The organism is Fictibacillus phosphorivorans, from assembly GCF_001629705.1.
GTDB lineage: Bacteria > Bacillota > Bacilli > Bacillales > Fictibacillaceae > Fictibacillus > Fictibacillus phosphorivorans_A.
Map to the genome: position 1 here is coordinate 2,451,723 of NZ_CP015378.1, position 15,715 is coordinate 2,467,437.

General features: G+C 37.0%; 19 protein-coding genes and 1 pseudogene. 10 read left to right on the forward strand and 10 right to left on the reverse strand.

Going from position 1 to position 15,715, the window contains the following annotated elements; all coding sequences use genetic code 11:
- Window positions 1-17: 17 nt before the first annotated feature.
- From ABE65_RS12635 to ABE65_RS12660, 6 genes are all read right to left on the reverse strand, one after another.
- Window positions 18-383, reverse strand: coding sequence for a DUF1048 domain-containing protein (locus tag ABE65_RS12635; RefSeq protein ID WP_066395449.1), 366 nt, complete (start codon window positions 381-383; stop codon window positions 18-20).
- Between the two features lie 58 nt (window positions 384-441).
- Entirely contained in the window at window positions 442-762 is a 321-nt protein-coding gene (locus ABE65_RS12640; protein WP_066395452.1) for a PadR family transcriptional regulator, read from the reverse strand.
- Between the two features lie 242 nt (window positions 763-1,004).
- Window positions 1,005-1,286, reverse strand: a complete 282-nt coding sequence (locus ABE65_RS12645) for a hypothetical protein (protein ID WP_066395454.1) — start codon at window positions 1,284-1,286, stop codon at window positions 1,005-1,007.
- Window positions 1,287-1,351: 65 nt separating this feature from the next.
- The gene (locus tag ABE65_RS12650) at window positions 1,352-3,535 is read right to left on the reverse strand and encodes a type IA DNA topoisomerase (RefSeq protein ID WP_066395456.1); all 2,184 of its coding nucleotides are present in this window, start codon (window positions 3,533-3,535) and stop codon (window positions 1,352-1,354) included.
- Window positions 3,536-3,602: 67 nt separating this feature from the next.
- A complete protein-coding gene (locus ABE65_RS21560) occupies window positions 3,603-3,923 on the reverse strand; it encodes a hypothetical protein (protein WP_156499177.1) in 321 nt (106 codons plus the stop codon).
- Window positions 3,924-4,253: 330 nt separating this feature from the next.
- Window positions 4,254-4,508 (reverse strand): hypothetical protein, encoded by a 255-nt coding sequence (locus tag ABE65_RS12660; protein ID WP_066395459.1) that lies wholly within the window; start codon window positions 4,506-4,508, stop codon window positions 4,254-4,256.
- A 283-nt stretch (window positions 4,509-4,791) separates the two neighbouring features.
- Between ABE65_RS12660 and ABE65_RS12665 the strand changes: the two genes are divergently transcribed.
- The 7 genes and pseudogenes from ABE65_RS12665 (at window position 4,792) to ABE65_RS12695 (ending at window position 11,157) form a co-directional block, all read left to right on the forward strand.
- Complete coding sequence (locus tag ABE65_RS12665; protein ID WP_066395462.1) at window positions 4,792-5,886, forward strand: ABC transporter substrate-binding protein; 1,095 nt, start codon at window positions 4,792-4,794, stop codon at window positions 5,884-5,886.
- Complete coding sequence (locus ABE65_RS12670) at window positions 5,876-6,700, forward strand: alkaline phosphatase family protein (protein WP_066395464.1); 825 nt, start codon at window positions 5,876-5,878, stop codon at window positions 6,698-6,700. The genes ABE65_RS12665 and ABE65_RS12670 overlap by 11 nt, the downstream gene beginning before the upstream one ends.
- 19 nt (window positions 6,701-6,719) lie before the next feature.
- Window positions 6,720-7,568 (forward strand): annotated as a pseudogene (locus ABE65_RS12675) (ABC transporter permease).
- Window positions 7,565-8,368 (forward strand): ABC transporter permease, encoded by an 804-nt coding sequence (locus ABE65_RS12680; RefSeq protein ID WP_231887803.1) that lies wholly within the window; start codon window positions 7,565-7,567, stop codon window positions 8,366-8,368. The pseudogene ABE65_RS12675 and the gene ABE65_RS12680 overlap by 4 nt, the downstream one beginning before the upstream one ends.
- A complete protein-coding gene (locus tag ABE65_RS12685) occupies window positions 8,365-9,372 on the forward strand; it encodes an ABC transporter ATP-binding protein (protein WP_066395466.1) in 1,008 nt (335 codons plus the stop codon). The genes ABE65_RS12680 and ABE65_RS12685 overlap by 4 nt, the downstream gene beginning before the upstream one ends.
- On the forward strand, window positions 9,369-10,172 hold the full coding sequence (locus tag ABE65_RS12690) for a DeoR/GlpR family DNA-binding transcription regulator (protein WP_066395469.1): 804 nt from the start codon (window positions 9,369-9,371) through the stop codon (window positions 10,170-10,172). Before ABE65_RS12685 ends, ABE65_RS12690 begins: the two co-directional genes overlap by 4 nt.
- Complete coding sequence (locus tag ABE65_RS12695) at window positions 10,162-11,157, forward strand: histidinol phosphate phosphatase domain-containing protein (RefSeq protein WP_066395472.1); 996 nt, start codon at window positions 10,162-10,164, stop codon at window positions 11,155-11,157. The genes ABE65_RS12690 and ABE65_RS12695 overlap by 11 nt, the downstream gene beginning before the upstream one ends.
- Before the next feature lie 125 nt (window positions 11,158-11,282).
- Here the strand turns inward: ABE65_RS12695 and ABE65_RS12700 are convergent, their stop codons facing one another.
- The 3 genes from ABE65_RS12700 to ABE65_RS12710 form a co-directional block, all read right to left on the reverse strand.
- A complete protein-coding gene (locus tag ABE65_RS12700) occupies window positions 11,283-11,747 on the reverse strand; it encodes a GNAT family N-acetyltransferase (protein ID WP_066400141.1) in 465 nt (154 codons plus the stop codon).
- Between the two features lie 114 nt (window positions 11,748-11,861).
- Window positions 11,862-12,389, reverse strand: coding sequence for a P-loop nucleotide/nucleoside kinase family protein (locus tag ABE65_RS12705; RefSeq protein WP_066395475.1), 528 nt, complete (start codon window positions 12,387-12,389; stop codon window positions 11,862-11,864).
- Between the two features lie 186 nt (window positions 12,390-12,575).
- Entirely contained in the window at window positions 12,576-13,028 is a 453-nt protein-coding gene (locus ABE65_RS12710) for a GNAT family N-acetyltransferase (protein ID WP_066395477.1), read from the reverse strand.
- Between the two features lie 458 nt (window positions 13,029-13,486).
- On the opposite strand from ABE65_RS12710, the gene ABE65_RS12715 reads away from it, so the two are divergent.
- Both ABE65_RS12715 and ABE65_RS12720 read left to right on the forward strand, forming a co-directional pair.
- On the forward strand, window positions 13,487-13,828 hold the full coding sequence (locus tag ABE65_RS12715; protein WP_066395481.1) for a hypothetical protein: 342 nt from the start codon (window positions 13,487-13,489) through the stop codon (window positions 13,826-13,828).
- Window positions 13,829-13,983: 155 nt separating this feature from the next.
- Entirely contained in the window at window positions 13,984-14,610 is a 627-nt protein-coding gene (locus ABE65_RS12720; protein WP_066395486.1) for a class I SAM-dependent methyltransferase, read from the forward strand.
- A 286-nt stretch (window positions 14,611-14,896) separates the two neighbouring features.
- Here ABE65_RS12720 and ABE65_RS21565 read toward each other — a convergent pair whose 3' ends face one another.
- Window positions 14,897-15,097, reverse strand: a complete 201-nt coding sequence (locus tag ABE65_RS21565; protein WP_082861424.1) for a DUF1272 domain-containing protein — start codon at window positions 15,095-15,097, stop codon at window positions 14,897-14,899.
- A gap of 163 nt (window positions 15,098-15,260) precedes the next feature.
- Between ABE65_RS21565 and ABE65_RS12725 the strand changes: the two genes are divergently transcribed.
- The gene (locus tag ABE65_RS12725) at window positions 15,261-15,683 is read left to right on the forward strand and encodes an Lrp/AsnC family transcriptional regulator (protein WP_066395489.1); all 423 of its coding nucleotides are present in this window, start codon (window positions 15,261-15,263) and stop codon (window positions 15,681-15,683) included.
- Window positions 15,684-15,715 lie beyond the last annotated feature (32 nt).

The following is a 15,715-nucleotide window of genomic DNA, read 5'->3' on the forward strand; positions in this document are numbered from 1 at the left end:
TAACTGAATAGTTCCCTCTACATTCTATTCAGCCATAAATAATACTCTTTTCCTAATTCCTTCTTAATACTTTGGTTCAAACCTTCACGATATTTAGCAAAATAGGTCTTGGCGTTTGCTACGAGTTCATCTGCAAAAGATGCCACGTCTTCCCCTGTAATGTCTAGCACGGGTCTCCCTTCTGCTGCTCCTGCTTCAAACAAATCAATCAACTCATACTGGATGTGTAGCATATCTATCCCGTTTCCAGATGAAAAGTTCCACATATACGTTTGAATCTTTTTAAATACAAACTGATAATCCTCCGGAAGAGCTTCAACACGCGCCATCATCATTTTGTATTCTTTCTTATCACCAATCATCTTTTTAATCCATTCCAACATATTTCCTTCCTCCTTTTTATCCCTTCCATTTATAACGCCACCGAAACACTTTATGTGCTTACTGTGATTTCAATCCATTAATCTTTGAAGATACGAAATCCCATTTTCTCCAAAATGATTTAAGTTCTTGTCTGCCCGCTTCATTGAGCGTGTAAAACTTCCGAGGTGGTCCCATATCTGATGGCTTCTTGACGATGTCTACTAATTTCTTTTTTTCTAACCGTACGAGGATCGTGTATACCGTACCCTCCACCACTTCTGTAAATCCTAGATCGTTTAAGCGTCGTGTAATTTCATAGCCATAGGTTTCATGACGACTGATTATTTCTAACACACAGCCTTCAAGAGAACCTTTTAGCATTTCTGTTAAATTTTCGATGTCAGGAGCCTCCTTTATTTCATATGACCTATAATAAGTATGACTTAGTACCGTTTTAAAAAAATAGAGTCAAAGTCACGATTACTATTTAGTATTACTTATTACCTCTACATTGTATGACTGAGTACCAGAAATGTCAACTGTTTTCCAAAAAAGATTTAATTTACGAAAAATCGGCATTAAATAGTAAAAGACTCTCCAAGATAGGACGAGTCTTTTCGTATTTGCTCATTAAACTACATTCAAGAACGACGGGCACGAATTAGCTTTATCATGGCTACCAAGAGTATAATACCTGTAATACCCCAAGTTAGAAGAAAGGCAAGACCAAGTCCAATATTTGCGCCAATATATTCGTTATTGTAATCATCATAAAGCGCATAAGCTAGTGGAAAAGCAGCTATAAACATACCAAGTAGCAATAGTAGAATATTCTTTTTACTTTTGTGTTTTACAGAGAGATACATAACCATAAAAGAAAGAACGAGTATAACAAATGTTAAAATCGTCACCCATGTTTCCATGATTTACTCATACCTCCTTTAATTCACTAATACTAAATTATAATATTCTCATACAAATCATACTTTTATTTTTTCACGAATGAGTGATTAGCAAACTCAAATCCAATCGTGAAATCTTCCTTTAAAATGAGCATTGCACTAAACTTTTTCTTTTCTTTCGCTTTCGGTTTAAAGCCTTTAATAAGACTAGTTTTACCCTTCGTACACAGATCTTTCACTTGTTTTTCGGTAATCGTCTTACCAAGTAATTTCCCTGGAAAAGTTTGTTTGCAGCCATTAGCATGTTCTGAGCAGCGATAATAGGAACGACTTACGCTGATCATTCCTTTTTTACACCGTGGACAAGTAGCAATCGGTTTCTTACTCGCACTTTTAGCCCCATCAATACTCTGCTGGATAGGTGCAGCATTCAATTGACCAGGTACTTCTTCAATTAATTTATTGAGAAACTTTGCGATACTTCCCAAAAAAGCTTGAGGTGTCCCATCTCCGTTTCCGATTTTCTTCAAATAGGTTTCCCATTTAGCGGTCATAGATGGACTGGAAAGCAGATTGCCTTCTATGGACTGACACAGAATTTTCCCTTTTTCGGTTATGTGTACAATGTTCCTCTTCACTTCAATGTATTGGTGCTTTTTAATGGTTTCAATGATTCCACTTCGCGTTGCCTCAGTACCTAAACCTTCTACTTCTTTCAAAATTTCCATTTCTTCTTCATTCTCAACCGACTTACCACACGTTTTCATCATCGAGATGAGTTGACCTTCTGTATAAGGTTTCGGTGGTGTAGTCATTCCTTCTTTCATTTTGACGATACTCTCCACTTGCTCACCTTTTTCAAGTATAGGAAGAGCTTGTGCTGCGTTTTCATCTTTCTTAGCATTTGGGTTTTCTTTGTCCTTTGAACCATAGTTAAAAAGTTCTTTCCATCCTTTGTTGATCTCTGTTCTTCCTACTGATTCAAAGTCTAGTCCATTCACGCTCGTTGTTACTTTTGTCTCTTCATATACGTAATCGTGATGAAACATCGCAAGAGTTGTGTTCAACACTTCAAAGTAAATGTTCTTCTCTTCTATCGATAATCCTTGAATCTTCGCAGAAGTTGGAACCTGTTTTGTTGGAATGATTGCATAGTGTTCTTGAACCTTCGATCCGTCTACATATCTTTTACTAGGTCGTTTTGAAGCTATAGTAAAACGATTTTCTATCAAATTTTGATAGGACTCAAGGTTAGCAGTTAGATAAGCAAACTCATTTTCAGTAATGTATTGGGTATCTGTTCTCGGATACGATAGGATTTTCTTATCGTACAATTTCTGAACCGTATCGAGAACCTTCTTCGGACTATACTTCCATCTTCTGTTCGCTGTTGCCTGCAACGTAGAGAGCGCGTGCAACTTTGGAGATTTGATTCGCATCTTCTTTTTTGAAACAGCTTTAATAATACCCGTATCTTTGCCGGTAATCTTGTGCTTTTCTAGCAGCTGTTGGACTTCTTCTTGTTTTTCACTTTTAATTTTCGCTTTGCCTCTATACTTTCCGTTTGCGGCCGTAAAGTTCCCTTCAATCTCATAAAAAGGTTTCGGCACAAAATTCTCGATCTCGAGGTGCCTCTGGTAGATCAAGTAGGTTGTTGGCGACTGCACCCTACCAATGCTTAAGCTATCCGTGAATCCTTTTTGCTGTAAAAGCAGCGTATAAAGCCGACTTCCGTTCATGCCAACGAGCCAATCCGAGATCTGACGAGTTTTGGCTTCAGCATATAGCAACAGATCTTTCTCGTTATTATGTAGATTAGAGAATCCTTTACGAATCTCATCCACTTCTAGAGAGTTAATCCACAGTCGTTTGATGGTTTTCCCTCTCACACCTGTCATATGGTAGATGGAATAAAAAATGTTCGAACCTTCACGATCCACATCACATCCGTTAATGATGATGTCCGCTTCTTTAAATAAGCGTTTTACTGCATTAAACTGTTCATACTTTCCCGTTGCGACCTTGAATTCATAACGTTCAGGTAAGATTGGTAAAGAAGACAAGCGCCACGTTCCCCACTCTGATTTATATTCTTTAGGTTGTTTCAGTTCAACTAAATGCCCGATACCCCATGTAATCGTTGCCCCATTTGGAAAAATGCTGCATGGGTTTAATTCGATGAACGTTTTATCTTTCTTTTTTATTGTAAAGGCATCTGAATAAGCCTTAGCTTGGGATGGTTTTTCTGCTAAAATGACGATTTTACTCATAGGAATTCACCTTTTTACTGAATTTTTTACTATAGAAAAAGAAAATAAGGGAAGCGATACACCACCCTTACTCTCGTCTCATATATTGCAAGCTTTCTATGTACACATTAATTCGTTCAATCCACGGATGTCCTTTTGGGTATTGAATCATTATTGATTTCCTTAGCCATTCTCGACTTGTATCCTTTAATAGTGGCAAGACATTTTCTAAGTCTACCATGTCTTTTTCTCGGATCACCGAACTTCCACCTTTATATAAAAGTTGAATTTCTGGTTTTATGTATGGAACTCCTGCAGAAGTTTTCAAGTCAATATCCGTTAGCTTTCTTCTTATTGTACCATTTCGTTTGTAAATCCAATAATCATTCTCTGAATCTAGGATCATCACTTGAAAAGCCCAGCTAGACTCTCCGTTTTTCTTAAACCAGAGATTATCAAAATGAGCTTCTAGCTTTTCGTTTATGTTCCAAGGGTTAATTTTCCTTTGAATGCTTTATACCCTTCCCAGTTACTTGCCAAATATCTCTGTAAAAGGAGATGTTGCGATCTCAAAATAACAACATCGATATCATCATGTTCTCGTGTAATTCTTTCGAGATACAAATCCAATGCTCAGCCACCAGCAATCCACCATTGGATAGGAATCGGGCTGAATATTTCTTGGATTTTGTCGACCGAAAGTGGTTTCCAGTGTTCTTTGTTTTCGCTCATTTTAACCTCAATGTCTCTTATTATTTTTATACATTGATTTCAACTTCATATATGTCCCTATTAACAAAATGGTAATTAGAGCACTTTCGAACGCTTTTACTAATAATACAAAAAGTAGTCGCCCGATGTCTTCCATTTCAGATAATTCATAGTATTGAAGTTCTTGTCCATATAAAACTTCATTAATAACCATCAAGATCATGACAATCGGGAACAGATACCAATAGTATTTCTTAAGATTGTCTGGTATTGAGAACTCCATACTATTCCTCCAGTCAATATAAATTAACTGATCATTTCTTATATTAACTATAAACCATCATTGGATTCCAATCATTTCAAATTTATTAGTATTCCTCAATCATTATTCATTGTTCCCAACATATTTCTTCAAGTTGTAATACTATTCATTACATTTACAATTCTGATATACAAATTTACAAAATCGTTACTTCTTATTAATTTGGTTTTTACGTTTGTTTTGTAGAATCAAATTGTCAAATGCAACATCATTCAAACACAAAAACAACACGGAGGGTCCCAAAATGAAACTGAACAACTTTGCAAAAACATCGATTGCAAGTTTGCTATCCATTTCACTTTTAGCAGGCTGTGGTCAGAGTAATGATAATAAAGACAAGACTCAAGAAAATCAAAATTTAAGTTTAGAACAGATCACTAAAAAGGCGAAAGAAGAAGGTCAAGTGGACAGTGTGGGTATGCCTGATTCATGGGCAAACTGGATTGAAACATGGAAAGATATCAAAACAAAATACGGGATTAATCATAAAGACACTGACATGTCTAGTGCTGAGGAGTTAGCGAAATTTGAATCAGCTGGACCAGGTGGACCGGATATTGGAGACGTTGGTCTATCATTCGGACCACTTGCAAAAGAAAAAGGATTGACACAACCTTATAAGACCGAAAATTGGGATGACATCCCTAAATGGGCAAAAGATAAAGAGGGTCATTGGGCTGCAAGTTACCAAGGTACCATCTCATTTATCACGGATAAAGACCGTGTTAAGAATCCCCCTAAGTCTTGGGCTGACCTAGAAAAAGGAAACTATAAGGTCGCGGTCGGAGACGTTATGAAGGCTAATCAGGCACAATTTGCTGTTCTAGCGGCTGCTATGGCAAATGGCGGAGATGAAAAAGATATTAAACCTGGAATTAAGTATTTCGCTAAACTTGCGAAAGATAACAGACTCTCTGTTTCTGATGTTACAGTTGCGAACTTAGAAAAAGGAGAGGTAGACGTTGCGATCTTATGGGATTTCAATTCTCTAGGATACCGTGATCAAATTGATAAAAATCGTTTTGAAGTAACGATTCCAAATGATGTTTCTGTTGTGAGTGGTTATACAACCATCATCAATAAGGACGCAAAACATCCTAATGCTGCTAAGTTAACAAGAGAATTTATTCTCTCTGACGAAGGACAAGCTAATCTGGCACGAGGTTATGCACGACCGATACGAGAAAACGTAGAAATCCCAGCAGATGCTAAAAGCAAGTTACTTCCAGAAGATATGTACAAAAATGCAAAACCCGTTAAAGATATGAAAAAGTGGGATGAAACGATGAAATCACTACCACAAATGTGGCAAGAGAAGGTTCTCATCAATGTCAAATAAACTAGCGTTTATCATGTTAGATGGCCTTCAATATAAAACAGCCGTTGAACAGATGGGCTATCTAGGTCACTTAGTCGAACAGAAAATAGCTGCTCGTTATCTTGTTAAATCTGAAGTGCCAAGTATGTCGAGACCTCTATATGAGGTCTTGCTTACTGGTACTCTACCTCATAAAAATGGCATATTAACGAATCAGACGGTTCGTTTATCAAAAGAAGAAAGTTTGTTTCATTTAACAAAAAAGAACGGATTAACAAACGCAACAGCTTCCTACTATTGGGTAAGCGAACTTTACAACAAAGCACCATTTGTACAATTAACCGACCGTTTTCAAAATGACGAGAATAGAGCCATTCAACATGGTATTTTTTATTCAGAAGATCACTATCCTGACTCTCATTTATTTGCAGACGCACATTATTTAATGGAAACATATCAACCTGATTTTTTATATGTTCACTCTATGAACATTGACGATACGGGACATAAATTTACAGCAGACTCTAAAGAGTACAGAGGATCAGCCATTCGTGCGGATATTATACTAGCTAATATCTTACCTCTTTGGATAGAAAACGGTTATCAAATTATCATTACGGCCGATCATGGCATGAACGATGACGGTGACCACGGTGGAACATTGAATGATGTTAGGGATGTTCCTCTTCTCGTGATTTCAGACAAAGTACGACCTGATGATTATGATCAGGTGGTCAAACAGTTAAACTTGGCACCGTTGGCTTGTCACTTGTTAGGGATAACACCTTCTAAAGAGATGATAAAGGTTGAACTTCCTGGTTTATTGAATCAGTAACGTAAGGTGGTTATAACAGATGAAGAAAAAAACAAATGGATTTTTATGGTTATCCGCAACACCTTTTTTTGTTTTGATTATTGGTTTCTTATTTCTTCCGTTCATTGCGATGATCATCTCAAGCTTTAAAAAAAATGGCGAAGCCGGTTTTTCTCTATTTAACTACACTGAAGTTTTTACAAATAAATTTTATCTATAGGCAATAGGAAATTCGGTATTGATCTCTTTCACTGCCAGTTTGATTGGGATAATAGTAGCCGTATTCGTTGCTTACTCGTTTACAAAGTTCTCACCAAAAGTTCAAGAGCGATTGTTGTTACTCGCGAATATGACTTCAAACTTCGCTGGAGTCCCTTTGGCATTTGCTTACATTGTTCTATTAGGGACAAGCGGATTATTTACGATATTATTTAACGAACTAAGCATCGGTTTTCTTCAAGGATTTAATCTATACTCTTGGTTTGGATTAGTCATTATCTATATCTATTTTCAGATTCCGCTTGCTATCATGCTCTTATACCCGATCTATCTCGGGATAGAAAAAAGGTGGAAAGAAGCAGCAACCTTATTGGGAGCTTCTCCCCTGCAATTTTGGTTGAAGATCGGTATTCCGTTCATCTTACCCGGAATCGCTGGGACTTTTAGTATCCTTTTTGCGAATGCGATGGGAGCATACGCGACTGCTTATGCTCTTGTAGGGAGTAATTTCAATCTCCTTCCTATAAGGATTGGAGCTTTGATATCAGGTGATATTTTCGCACAACCTGAATTAGGTAGTGCGCTAGCTGTATTTTTAGGAGTTTCGATGATTATCGCTCTTCTGATCAATGAATGGCTTATGCGTCTTGTAAGGAGGGATTTAGCGTGAAGGAAAACAAGCGTACCCATAAAATCATTGTAACGATTACGTTTTTGTATTTATTTATTCCATTGTTAGCGACTTTTCTTTATTCCTTATCTACAACTTGGAACGAGACGATTCTTCCAGAAGGATTAACACTAAAATGGTTTGTAGACCTATATAACGATCCACGTTTTATTGACGCACTATGGCGAACGATCCAACTTACAGGAGGAACGATGATCGTTTCTATTTTAATCATGGTTCCTGCTATATTCGCCATTACGGTTTATGCTCCCAAATATGAAAAATGGTTACAGACCATCGTTCTTTTTCCTTATGCTATGCCAGGAGTAGTAGCCGCAGTTGGGTTATTAAGTATTTATTCAAAGAGTAGTATACCAATGGTTATTGTTCTTGCAGGATCTTATTTTGTTCTAATCCTTCCCTTTATGTATCAAGGTGTGAGAAATAGTTTAAGAACAGTAAACGCAAAAACACTTGTAGAAGCAGCTGAACTTTTAGGTGCATCTCGAAGTACAGCTTTTTGGAAAGTGATTGTACCGAACATAACACCTGGTATCATGGTGAGTTCACTCTTATCATTTTCAGTATTGTTTGGTGAGTTTGTTCTTGCCAATATCTTAGTAGGTGGAAGTTTTGAAACGATTCAGATCTATTTGTACCGTCGATTGAGAGAATCTGGACATTTATCGAGTGCTATTGTCGTCTCATATTTCTTATTGTTACTCGTACTAAGTTGGATCATGGTTAGATTTAGTCGTAGAGGAACCTTGAAATTAAAGAAAAAGGAGCCGATCGTATGAGTTTTTTAACAATCAACAACCTTTCTTTAGCCTTTGGTGAAGTAAAAGTATTAAAAGAACTCTCTTTATCCATTGAAGAAGGTGAACTCGTCACCCTCCTCGGCCCGAGTGGATGTGGGAAATCAACCCTCCTCCGCTCCATTGCAGGATTAGTCGATCCGGACAATGGATCTATTGTTATTGATGATAAAGAGGTCATATCGATGAATCCAAAGGACCGAGAAGTAGGTATGGTGTTTCAATCATACGCTCTTTTTCCGAACTTAACCGTAGAAGATAATATTGCTTTTGGTTTAAAAATGAAAAAGTTGAACAAAGGCGAGATTCAAAAGAAAGTGAAAAATATGATAGACCTAGTCGGTTTAAACGGAAAGGAAAGTTCTTATCCACGTGAGCTATCAGGAGGACAGCAACAACGGGCAGCGTTGGCTAGAGCCATTGTGGTAGAACCAAAAGTTCTTCTATTAGATGAACCTCTGAGTGCTTTAGATGCACAGATTCGAGCTAGACTTCAGAATCAAATCAGAGACATCCAACAAAAACTAGGAATCACAATGGTTTTCGTCACTCATGATCAAGAAGAAGCAATGGCGATTTCTGATCGTATATTCTTAATGAATAATGGAGAGATCGCTCAGAGTGGCTCTCCTGTCGAGATATATACACGTCCAAACAGTGAGTTTGTTGCACGTTTTATGGGTCATTATAACGTGTTGCATGCTGACGAGCTACAACAGATTATAGGTTTTGATGCTGGATTCCAGGGAAATCTATTTGGTATTCGCCCTGAAGCATTTACCGAAACGAACATTCACGCTAACGCCCTTACAGTTACAGGTGAAGTACAGAAAGTATCGTTACTCGGTAATGTTGTTCGGTATCAGTTAAGATCGGGCACCCAACATTTTTCTGCAGAACATCTGCATAGAAGTCAAGAGTATACGAAGAGCGGTGATGTTAAAACCCTTTATCTCTCAAAAGAGGATGTGATTCCACTAACATGAACATCGTTTCAGAGAAAAGACGGTTTGAAATCTTAAATCAACTCGAGACGAACGGAAAAGTTTTTGTTACTCAATTAGCGGATGATTTTGGAGTAACACCCGAGACGATCAGAAGAGATTTACATGAATTAGAACAAAAAGGTATCTTGAAACGTGTGCATGGAGGAGCGGTTAAATCTGCTAGCATGCATTATGAACCACCTTTTACAAAAAGACAGAACACAAGCGCTCATGAAAAAAAGAAAATCGGTCAAAAAGCAGCTTCCACCATTAATGATGGCGAAACTATCGTCCTTGATGGCGGAACTACTACCCTAGAACTAGCAAAAGGCATCAAGGGTGTGAAACAACTTACCGTATTGACCAATTCGATGGCAGCCGCTCACGTCTTAAATAACTCCCTTTTTACTAAAAGGTTTGAAGGCAGTGTGATCTTAATCGGTGGAACATTGAACGCTGCGCAACAATCCGTTTCAGGTTCTATGGCTATTGCTTTTCTAGAACAATATAGGGTCGATAAAGCTTATCTTTCATGTGGTGGAGTTTCTATGGATGTTGTAACGGATTATGATAACGAGGAAGCTCTTATATCAAAAAAGATGATTGAGATTGCTCAAAGCAGTTATTTGTTAGCCGATCATTCAAAGTTTAACAGACATTCCTTTTCAGTAATTGCACCCATTGAGCGGTTTCAACATATCATTACGGATGTTCCCTCTATTGAAGGCTGGGATCATTACATTGAAGAGACAGGGATAGATTGGATTGTAGCAAAGGAGGCGGCATCTATTGAAAGTTGATTATCATTTACATCTAGAAGAAGGGCCATATTCCTTTCGATGGCTAGACCGAACTAACCTTTCATTAGATCACTTTCATCCATTACAAGAAAAACCACATACGATTGAGTGGTTAAAAAAAGCGGAATCTAGAATCAATAACAGATTAAATAAAGGATGTTATTCAGAAGAATGGCTCGATCTCTATTTAGAAGAAGCTCTTAATAAGGGAATCAAAGAAGTGGGAATCGTCGACCACCTTTATCGGTTCCGTGAAACCAGGACTTATTACGAAAAATATATGGATGTAACTTCTCCGGAGATCGGAGCTCTTCAACAAAAGTGGCTTGACCAGGTTATGACAGAATCCATCTACGAGTTTGTTACAGCTATTAATCAGGCAAAGAAACGATGGGAACAAAAAGGCGTTATCCTCCGATTGGGTATAGAAAGTGATTATTTCCCTGGATGTGAGGATGAGCTCAGAGAACTATTATCACTGGTAGAGTGGGATTATGTGATCGGATCGGTCCATTTCTTGAACGGATGGGGTTTTGACAACCCTGAAACACAAGACCGATTCAAGAGTTTAGACCTACTCAAAACGTATGAAGAGTTCTTTGGAGTAGTTGAAATGGCGATAAAGAGTAACCTCTTTGACTTTGTAGCGCATCTTGATAATCTTAAGGTCTTTAACCATCGCCCAGATGAAAAGAAGCTAATGCCTTTTTATCATCAAATTGCCGATGCTTTAGTTGAAACAGACACAGCAACCGAGATCAATGCAGGTCTCTTTTATCGCTATCCGGTAAAAGAGATGTGTCCAAGTCCACAATTCCTATCGGTTCTTGTTGATAAAGGCGTCCTATTTACTTTATCATCTGATGCTCATTTTCCAGATGATTTAGGGAAGCACGTACCAGACAACTTAAAGACCTTAAAAAATTCAGGTTATTCAGAGATTGTGACTTTCAATAAAAGAAAACGAGTAATGAAAACTATATAAATTTTAGCTAAGATAATCCAAAATAGGACAAGTTGAGATGATACTCTCTTACTTGTCCTTTTTATATAGTTATTTACAAATCTTTATCCTTGTTAGGCAGTTCGATGTAAAAATCAGTTTTTGGATTAAACAAATAAAGCCATCAGGATTAAATCTTGATATTGGTCGTCCATTTTAACCGCTTTTGCTTTTCTTCCTTCTTCAACAAAATTCAGTGATTTATATAAGTGTATGGCACCTTGGTTGTCTTCCATAACTTCCAGACAAATCTTTTCGATTGTTTTGTTGTTTCTAGCCCAAGAAATCAGCGATTCTAACAGTGCTCTTCCAACCCCTAGATTTCGAAATTGGGGTAACACAGTCATCGCAAAAGAACCTTGATGGGCGATTTTCTCCTTATTTCCGTTTTTAAAATCAATCACACCTGCAATCTCATTCTCATATTCAGCTACTAGTTTGAGATTATTTGGGTTTGTGGAGTAGTATTCTAACTCCTTTTTAATATTTTCTAGGCTTAACTTTTCAAGATCCTCTATAGTAGTTAACATGTAAGGAGCGTCCACCAATGCTTTTGGAGCAGCCACTAACATCTTCTCAGCATCTTCTATGGAAGCCTCTCTTACTGTTACTTTTCTTTCACCTTTAGTTTTATAGGTATAACAATGAGTCGATAACATATGAACTTTCCCTTCTAAATGTATGAATTAATTTTCAACTACGATTTCCCCTTCATCTTTTGGAACTTCAAATCCATTAAGGTAAGAAGCCAATAGTTCCTCTGAAATCGGAAAAGAATTCGCATCAAAGCGTTTGTTCCGTAACTTTAGCCGCTTTCGTAACTCATCTGGCTGAACCTTTAAATAGATCAACATCCATTTACCTCCAGCTTCTTCAATTAGCTTTTTATATTGAATCCTTCTTGATCGGTCCCAAAAGCTAAAATCGATAACCACTTGTTGTTTACCGTGTATTAATTGAATGAGTTGCTGTCGTAATTTATTTTCTGCTTCTCTTCTGTATTCCTCGAATTTTCCCATTGGAAAATCAATGCCCCAACGACCATGGGTAGACCATATTTCTTCATCAATTGAAAGACGAACAAAACCCTTCTTCTCTAACTGTTGTGAAAAAGTAGTTTTCCCGGAACCGGCTACGCCACACATCATCACGACTAAAGGTGTTATCGCATTCTGTTTATCATAAATGGTATCAAAATTAAATTTATTGAACATATCCTTTTCTCCTCATTGGTTGGACATGAGTATATGGATTAATTCTAAATCTACATCTCGAATCCCTCCTTCTTCCAATTGGTCATAAAGAAAAGCGCACTTCTAATTTTTAGAAGTGCACTCCGTGAGTAGTTATTTTGTGTGGTAAGTCGATTGGCCAAATGTAGATGCATCTTCCTAAACCACTTATGCTTTTGCTTTCCACTCGTATAGAAGGTCAGGTAAATTCTCTTCATTCTCATGTCCTCTTCCAATAACCGTAAACCCATTCTTTTCATAGAAACGTTGCGCTTTCTTGTTCACCTCAAATGTGCGAAGTATAAGCCTTCCGGTAGATGTTCCCTTTGCTCGTTGTAGCAATGTTTTACCAATCCCAAATTGTTGAAAATGGTTATGTACATACAGCTGGCTTATTTCTGATTGATGATAAGCGATCATTCCAGCAACCTTTTCATTAACGATCGCTAACTCAACGATAAATTCTTTCATTAAGATGTTATTCAGAAAATAGATATGAGTTTCAAAACTATGAATTTCCCTTATGCCTATGGCTTTGAGTTTACTATCCCGCCACATTTTAACGGTTTGTTCTGCGTATTCAGGTATATAAGGTATGATTTTAAATTGTTTATTCTCCAATTGTCTCAATCCTTTCAATTCCCTCACATTTTTTCATTGTACAACATACAATAGCTTATCCTTAATTTTATTGGAGGTAATTTAAAATTAACACAAATTGCGTTTGCCATACATTTCGTTTTTTACGCGCTGGTACAATTCTTCAAGTTTTACTGAATGGTGCTTCTGAGACCCTACGAATATCATTTGTTAGATTCAATGGTCATTGTTTAATCGGTTTACTTAATGGTTCACCTATTCTACTTGATTGCGATTGTATATGTTCTATTGGGATTGTTCCTCCTTGCGTTGAACGAACAACGACTTTTACTAATACAACACCTATTGCAATTCCCGATTTATCAACAGGAGTTCCATATCCTTCTCAAATCAATGTAACCGGACTAACAGGAAGAATTGGTAAAGTAACCGCAACTACAAATGGCTTTAGCCATACTTTTCCAGAAGATGTTGGATTCTTGCTTGTTGGTCCTCAAGGACAAACCGTTGAACTAATGAGTTGTGCGGGTGGTAGCATAAATGCTGTAAACGCAAACCTTACTTTTGATGATAGTGCTCCTAATCAAGTCCCGACACCAATCGTTTCTGGTACCTATCAGCCAAGTATTTTTTGTGCACGCACATACAGTTCACCTGCCCCGACTCCACCTTATGGAACTCAACTGTCCGTTTTTAATGATACACTTCCTAATGGTTTATGGAGTCTTTTCGTCCAAGATTATTTTTTTATTGATACAGGTAGTATTAGCGGTGGCTGGACTTTGAATATTACATCTTGTGAAATTGTTAGCACTATATAAAAATCCATATGCATACCAGGTACCTGTCCTTACAATGTTATGAACTGATTCCTGGTATTTTATTTTTATATGCATAAAATTTTATAGAGGAAGGGGTACCTTAGAATAAAGCGAATAAGTATACGTACAAGCTTTTTATTTCAAAGGAGAAAATTATGAAATTCCTTACTTCCATAAAAGAGTATGTAAATCAGAACTATCAAACGCCAAAAGGATTGATCGGTACATATATTGTAGAAAAAATGGTCAGACAACACAAACCTGAAACAGATTGGACCATCGATTTATTAGAACTGCAAGATCAAGATCATGTCTTAGAGCTTGGTTGTGGGGCAGGCTATGCGATACAAATAATTTCTGAAAGATATCTTGTACAGGAAATTGTCGGTATTGATTTTTCTGCGACAGCCATTCGTTCGGCTACCACTCGCAACAAAAAGACAGTTAATAAAGAGAGAACCAAACTGATTCAAGCGAATTTTAATGCTCTTCCGTTTCCTGACAAAATGTTCAACAAGGTGTTCAGTATTCAGACGGTCTATTTTTGGGATGAGATAGATATAATCGTTTCAGAAATCTATCGCGTTCTTAAGCCTGGTGGAATGGTGGTTATTACTTTTTCCAATGGTAAAGATGATAAAACGTGGAAAAGTGTACAAGAAGTTTCCGAGAATCAAGTAATGCCATTCATGATGGAAACTGGATTTAATGATGTTTCGTTAGTAAGAGGTCCTGATTCTAGGGGTTTTCATACAGTGTCAATCAAAGGAACAAAAGTCTAACAGTTTTATGGAATTTGCAGATTATCAAACAAAAACAAAAAAACAGCCTTATAGGCTGCCATTTGTTATTTCTTTTGTGAAGGTGTAGAAATTAATTGAGATATGTAACCATTTAAGTCAAAATCCTTGTTCCCAGCATATTCAGTCAAGTTTACAGTTGTTGTTAGCATTTTAGTTCCTCCTAAAATGAGTTTATTGTTATTAGTATTATTACCAAACTCGTAACCTATTAAACCCATTCTAGTAATATTTTTTATTGATAAGCTAAAATGCGACTTCCCTAGTCTTATTTACTTAATGAGCAACTTATAATCTTCGCCCCTGGTTTTGGGCGCATTACTAGTTCACCGTTACAGTTCATGCAAACATGATTCATATCTGAAGTGCAAGTTTCACAATACGTACATTCATGAACACATATGTATGCATCCGCCTTGTCATGAAGCTCTACAGAACATTTTTCACATTGCTTTCTCATCTCTAACATATTGTTTATAACCCCTTTTTGTTGTAATTACTTCCTAGATATATTATATTTTTTCCAGAAATGCTTTTACATGGAATAATCACGCTATTTCCAATGATTTTTATTAAAACTCTCGGAAAAAGATGAATTATACCTGAATATTTAAAGTCGAGAGGAAATAAGTATGGACGAAATTGATAAAGAGATCCTTTTACATTTGCAGCAAGATGCTCGCTTATCCATAACAGCATTAGGTAAGAAAGTGGGTCTTTCCAATCCTGCCGTTCACGAACGTGTTAAGAAACTTGAGGATAAACAAATTATTGAGGGATATAAGGCAATAATTAATCCAGAAAAAATGAATAAACCCATCATGGCATTCATCTTGTACGACAATACGAAATGCAAACCTTTTGTTGAATTCTGCAAAGACCATCCTGATGTAATCGAATGCCACCGATTAGCAGGACAATATAACTACCTCATTAAAATTGTTACCCATTCCGTAGAGTCTTTAGAACGTTTTATAGATGATTCTATGACATTTGGACAACCTTCAACATTAATCAGGCTTTCTTCGCCCGTATCGGATAAATCTTTATGTTAAATGCACGTAAGCTTAAGAAAAGACCGAACTAA

Coding starts and splice junctions, on each gene's coding strand:
- ABE65_RS12650 (WP_066395456.1), bottom strand. CDS start 3,535: ATGAGTAAAATCGTCATTTTAGCAGAAAAACCATCCCAAGCTAAGGCT.
- ABE65_RS12670 (WP_066395464.1), top strand. CDS start 5,876: ATGTCAAATAAACTAGCGTTTATCATGTTAGATGGCCTTCAATATAAA.
- ABE65_RS12665 (WP_066395462.1), top strand. CDS start 4,792: ATGAAACTGAACAACTTTGCAAAAACATCGATTGCAAGTTTGCTATCC.
- ABE65_RS21565 (WP_082861424.1), bottom strand. CDS start 15,097: ATGTTAGAGATGAGAAAGCAATGTGAAAAATGTTCTGTAGAGCTTCAT.
- ABE65_RS12690 (WP_066395469.1), top strand. CDS start 9,369: ATGAACATCGTTTCAGAGAAAAGACGGTTTGAAATCTTAAATCAACTC.
- ABE65_RS12705 (WP_066395475.1), bottom strand. CDS start 12,389: ATGTTCAATAAATTTAATTTTGATACCATTTATGATAAACAGAATGCG.
- ABE65_RS12660 (WP_066395459.1), bottom strand. CDS start 4,508: ATGGAGTTCTCAATACCAGACAATCTTAAGAAATACTATTGGTATCTG.
- ABE65_RS12700 (WP_066400141.1), bottom strand. CDS start 11,747: ATGTTAGTGGCTGCTCCAAAAGCATTGGTGGACGCTCCTTACATGTTA.
- ABE65_RS12720 (WP_066395486.1), top strand. CDS start 13,984: ATGAAATTCCTTACTTCCATAAAAGAGTATGTAAATCAGAACTATCAA.
- ABE65_RS12685 (WP_066395466.1), top strand. CDS start 8,365: ATGAGTTTTTTAACAATCAACAACCTTTCTTTAGCCTTTGGTGAAGTA.
- ABE65_RS12645 (WP_066395454.1), bottom strand. CDS start 1,286: ATGGAAACATGGGTGACGATTTTAACATTTGTTATACTCGTTCTTTCT.
- ABE65_RS12635 (WP_066395449.1), bottom strand. CDS start 383: ATGTTGGAATGGATTAAAAAGATGATTGGTGATAAGAAAGAATACAAA.
- ABE65_RS12725 (WP_066395489.1), top strand. CDS start 15,261: ATGGACGAAATTGATAAAGAGATCCTTTTACATTTGCAGCAAGATGCT.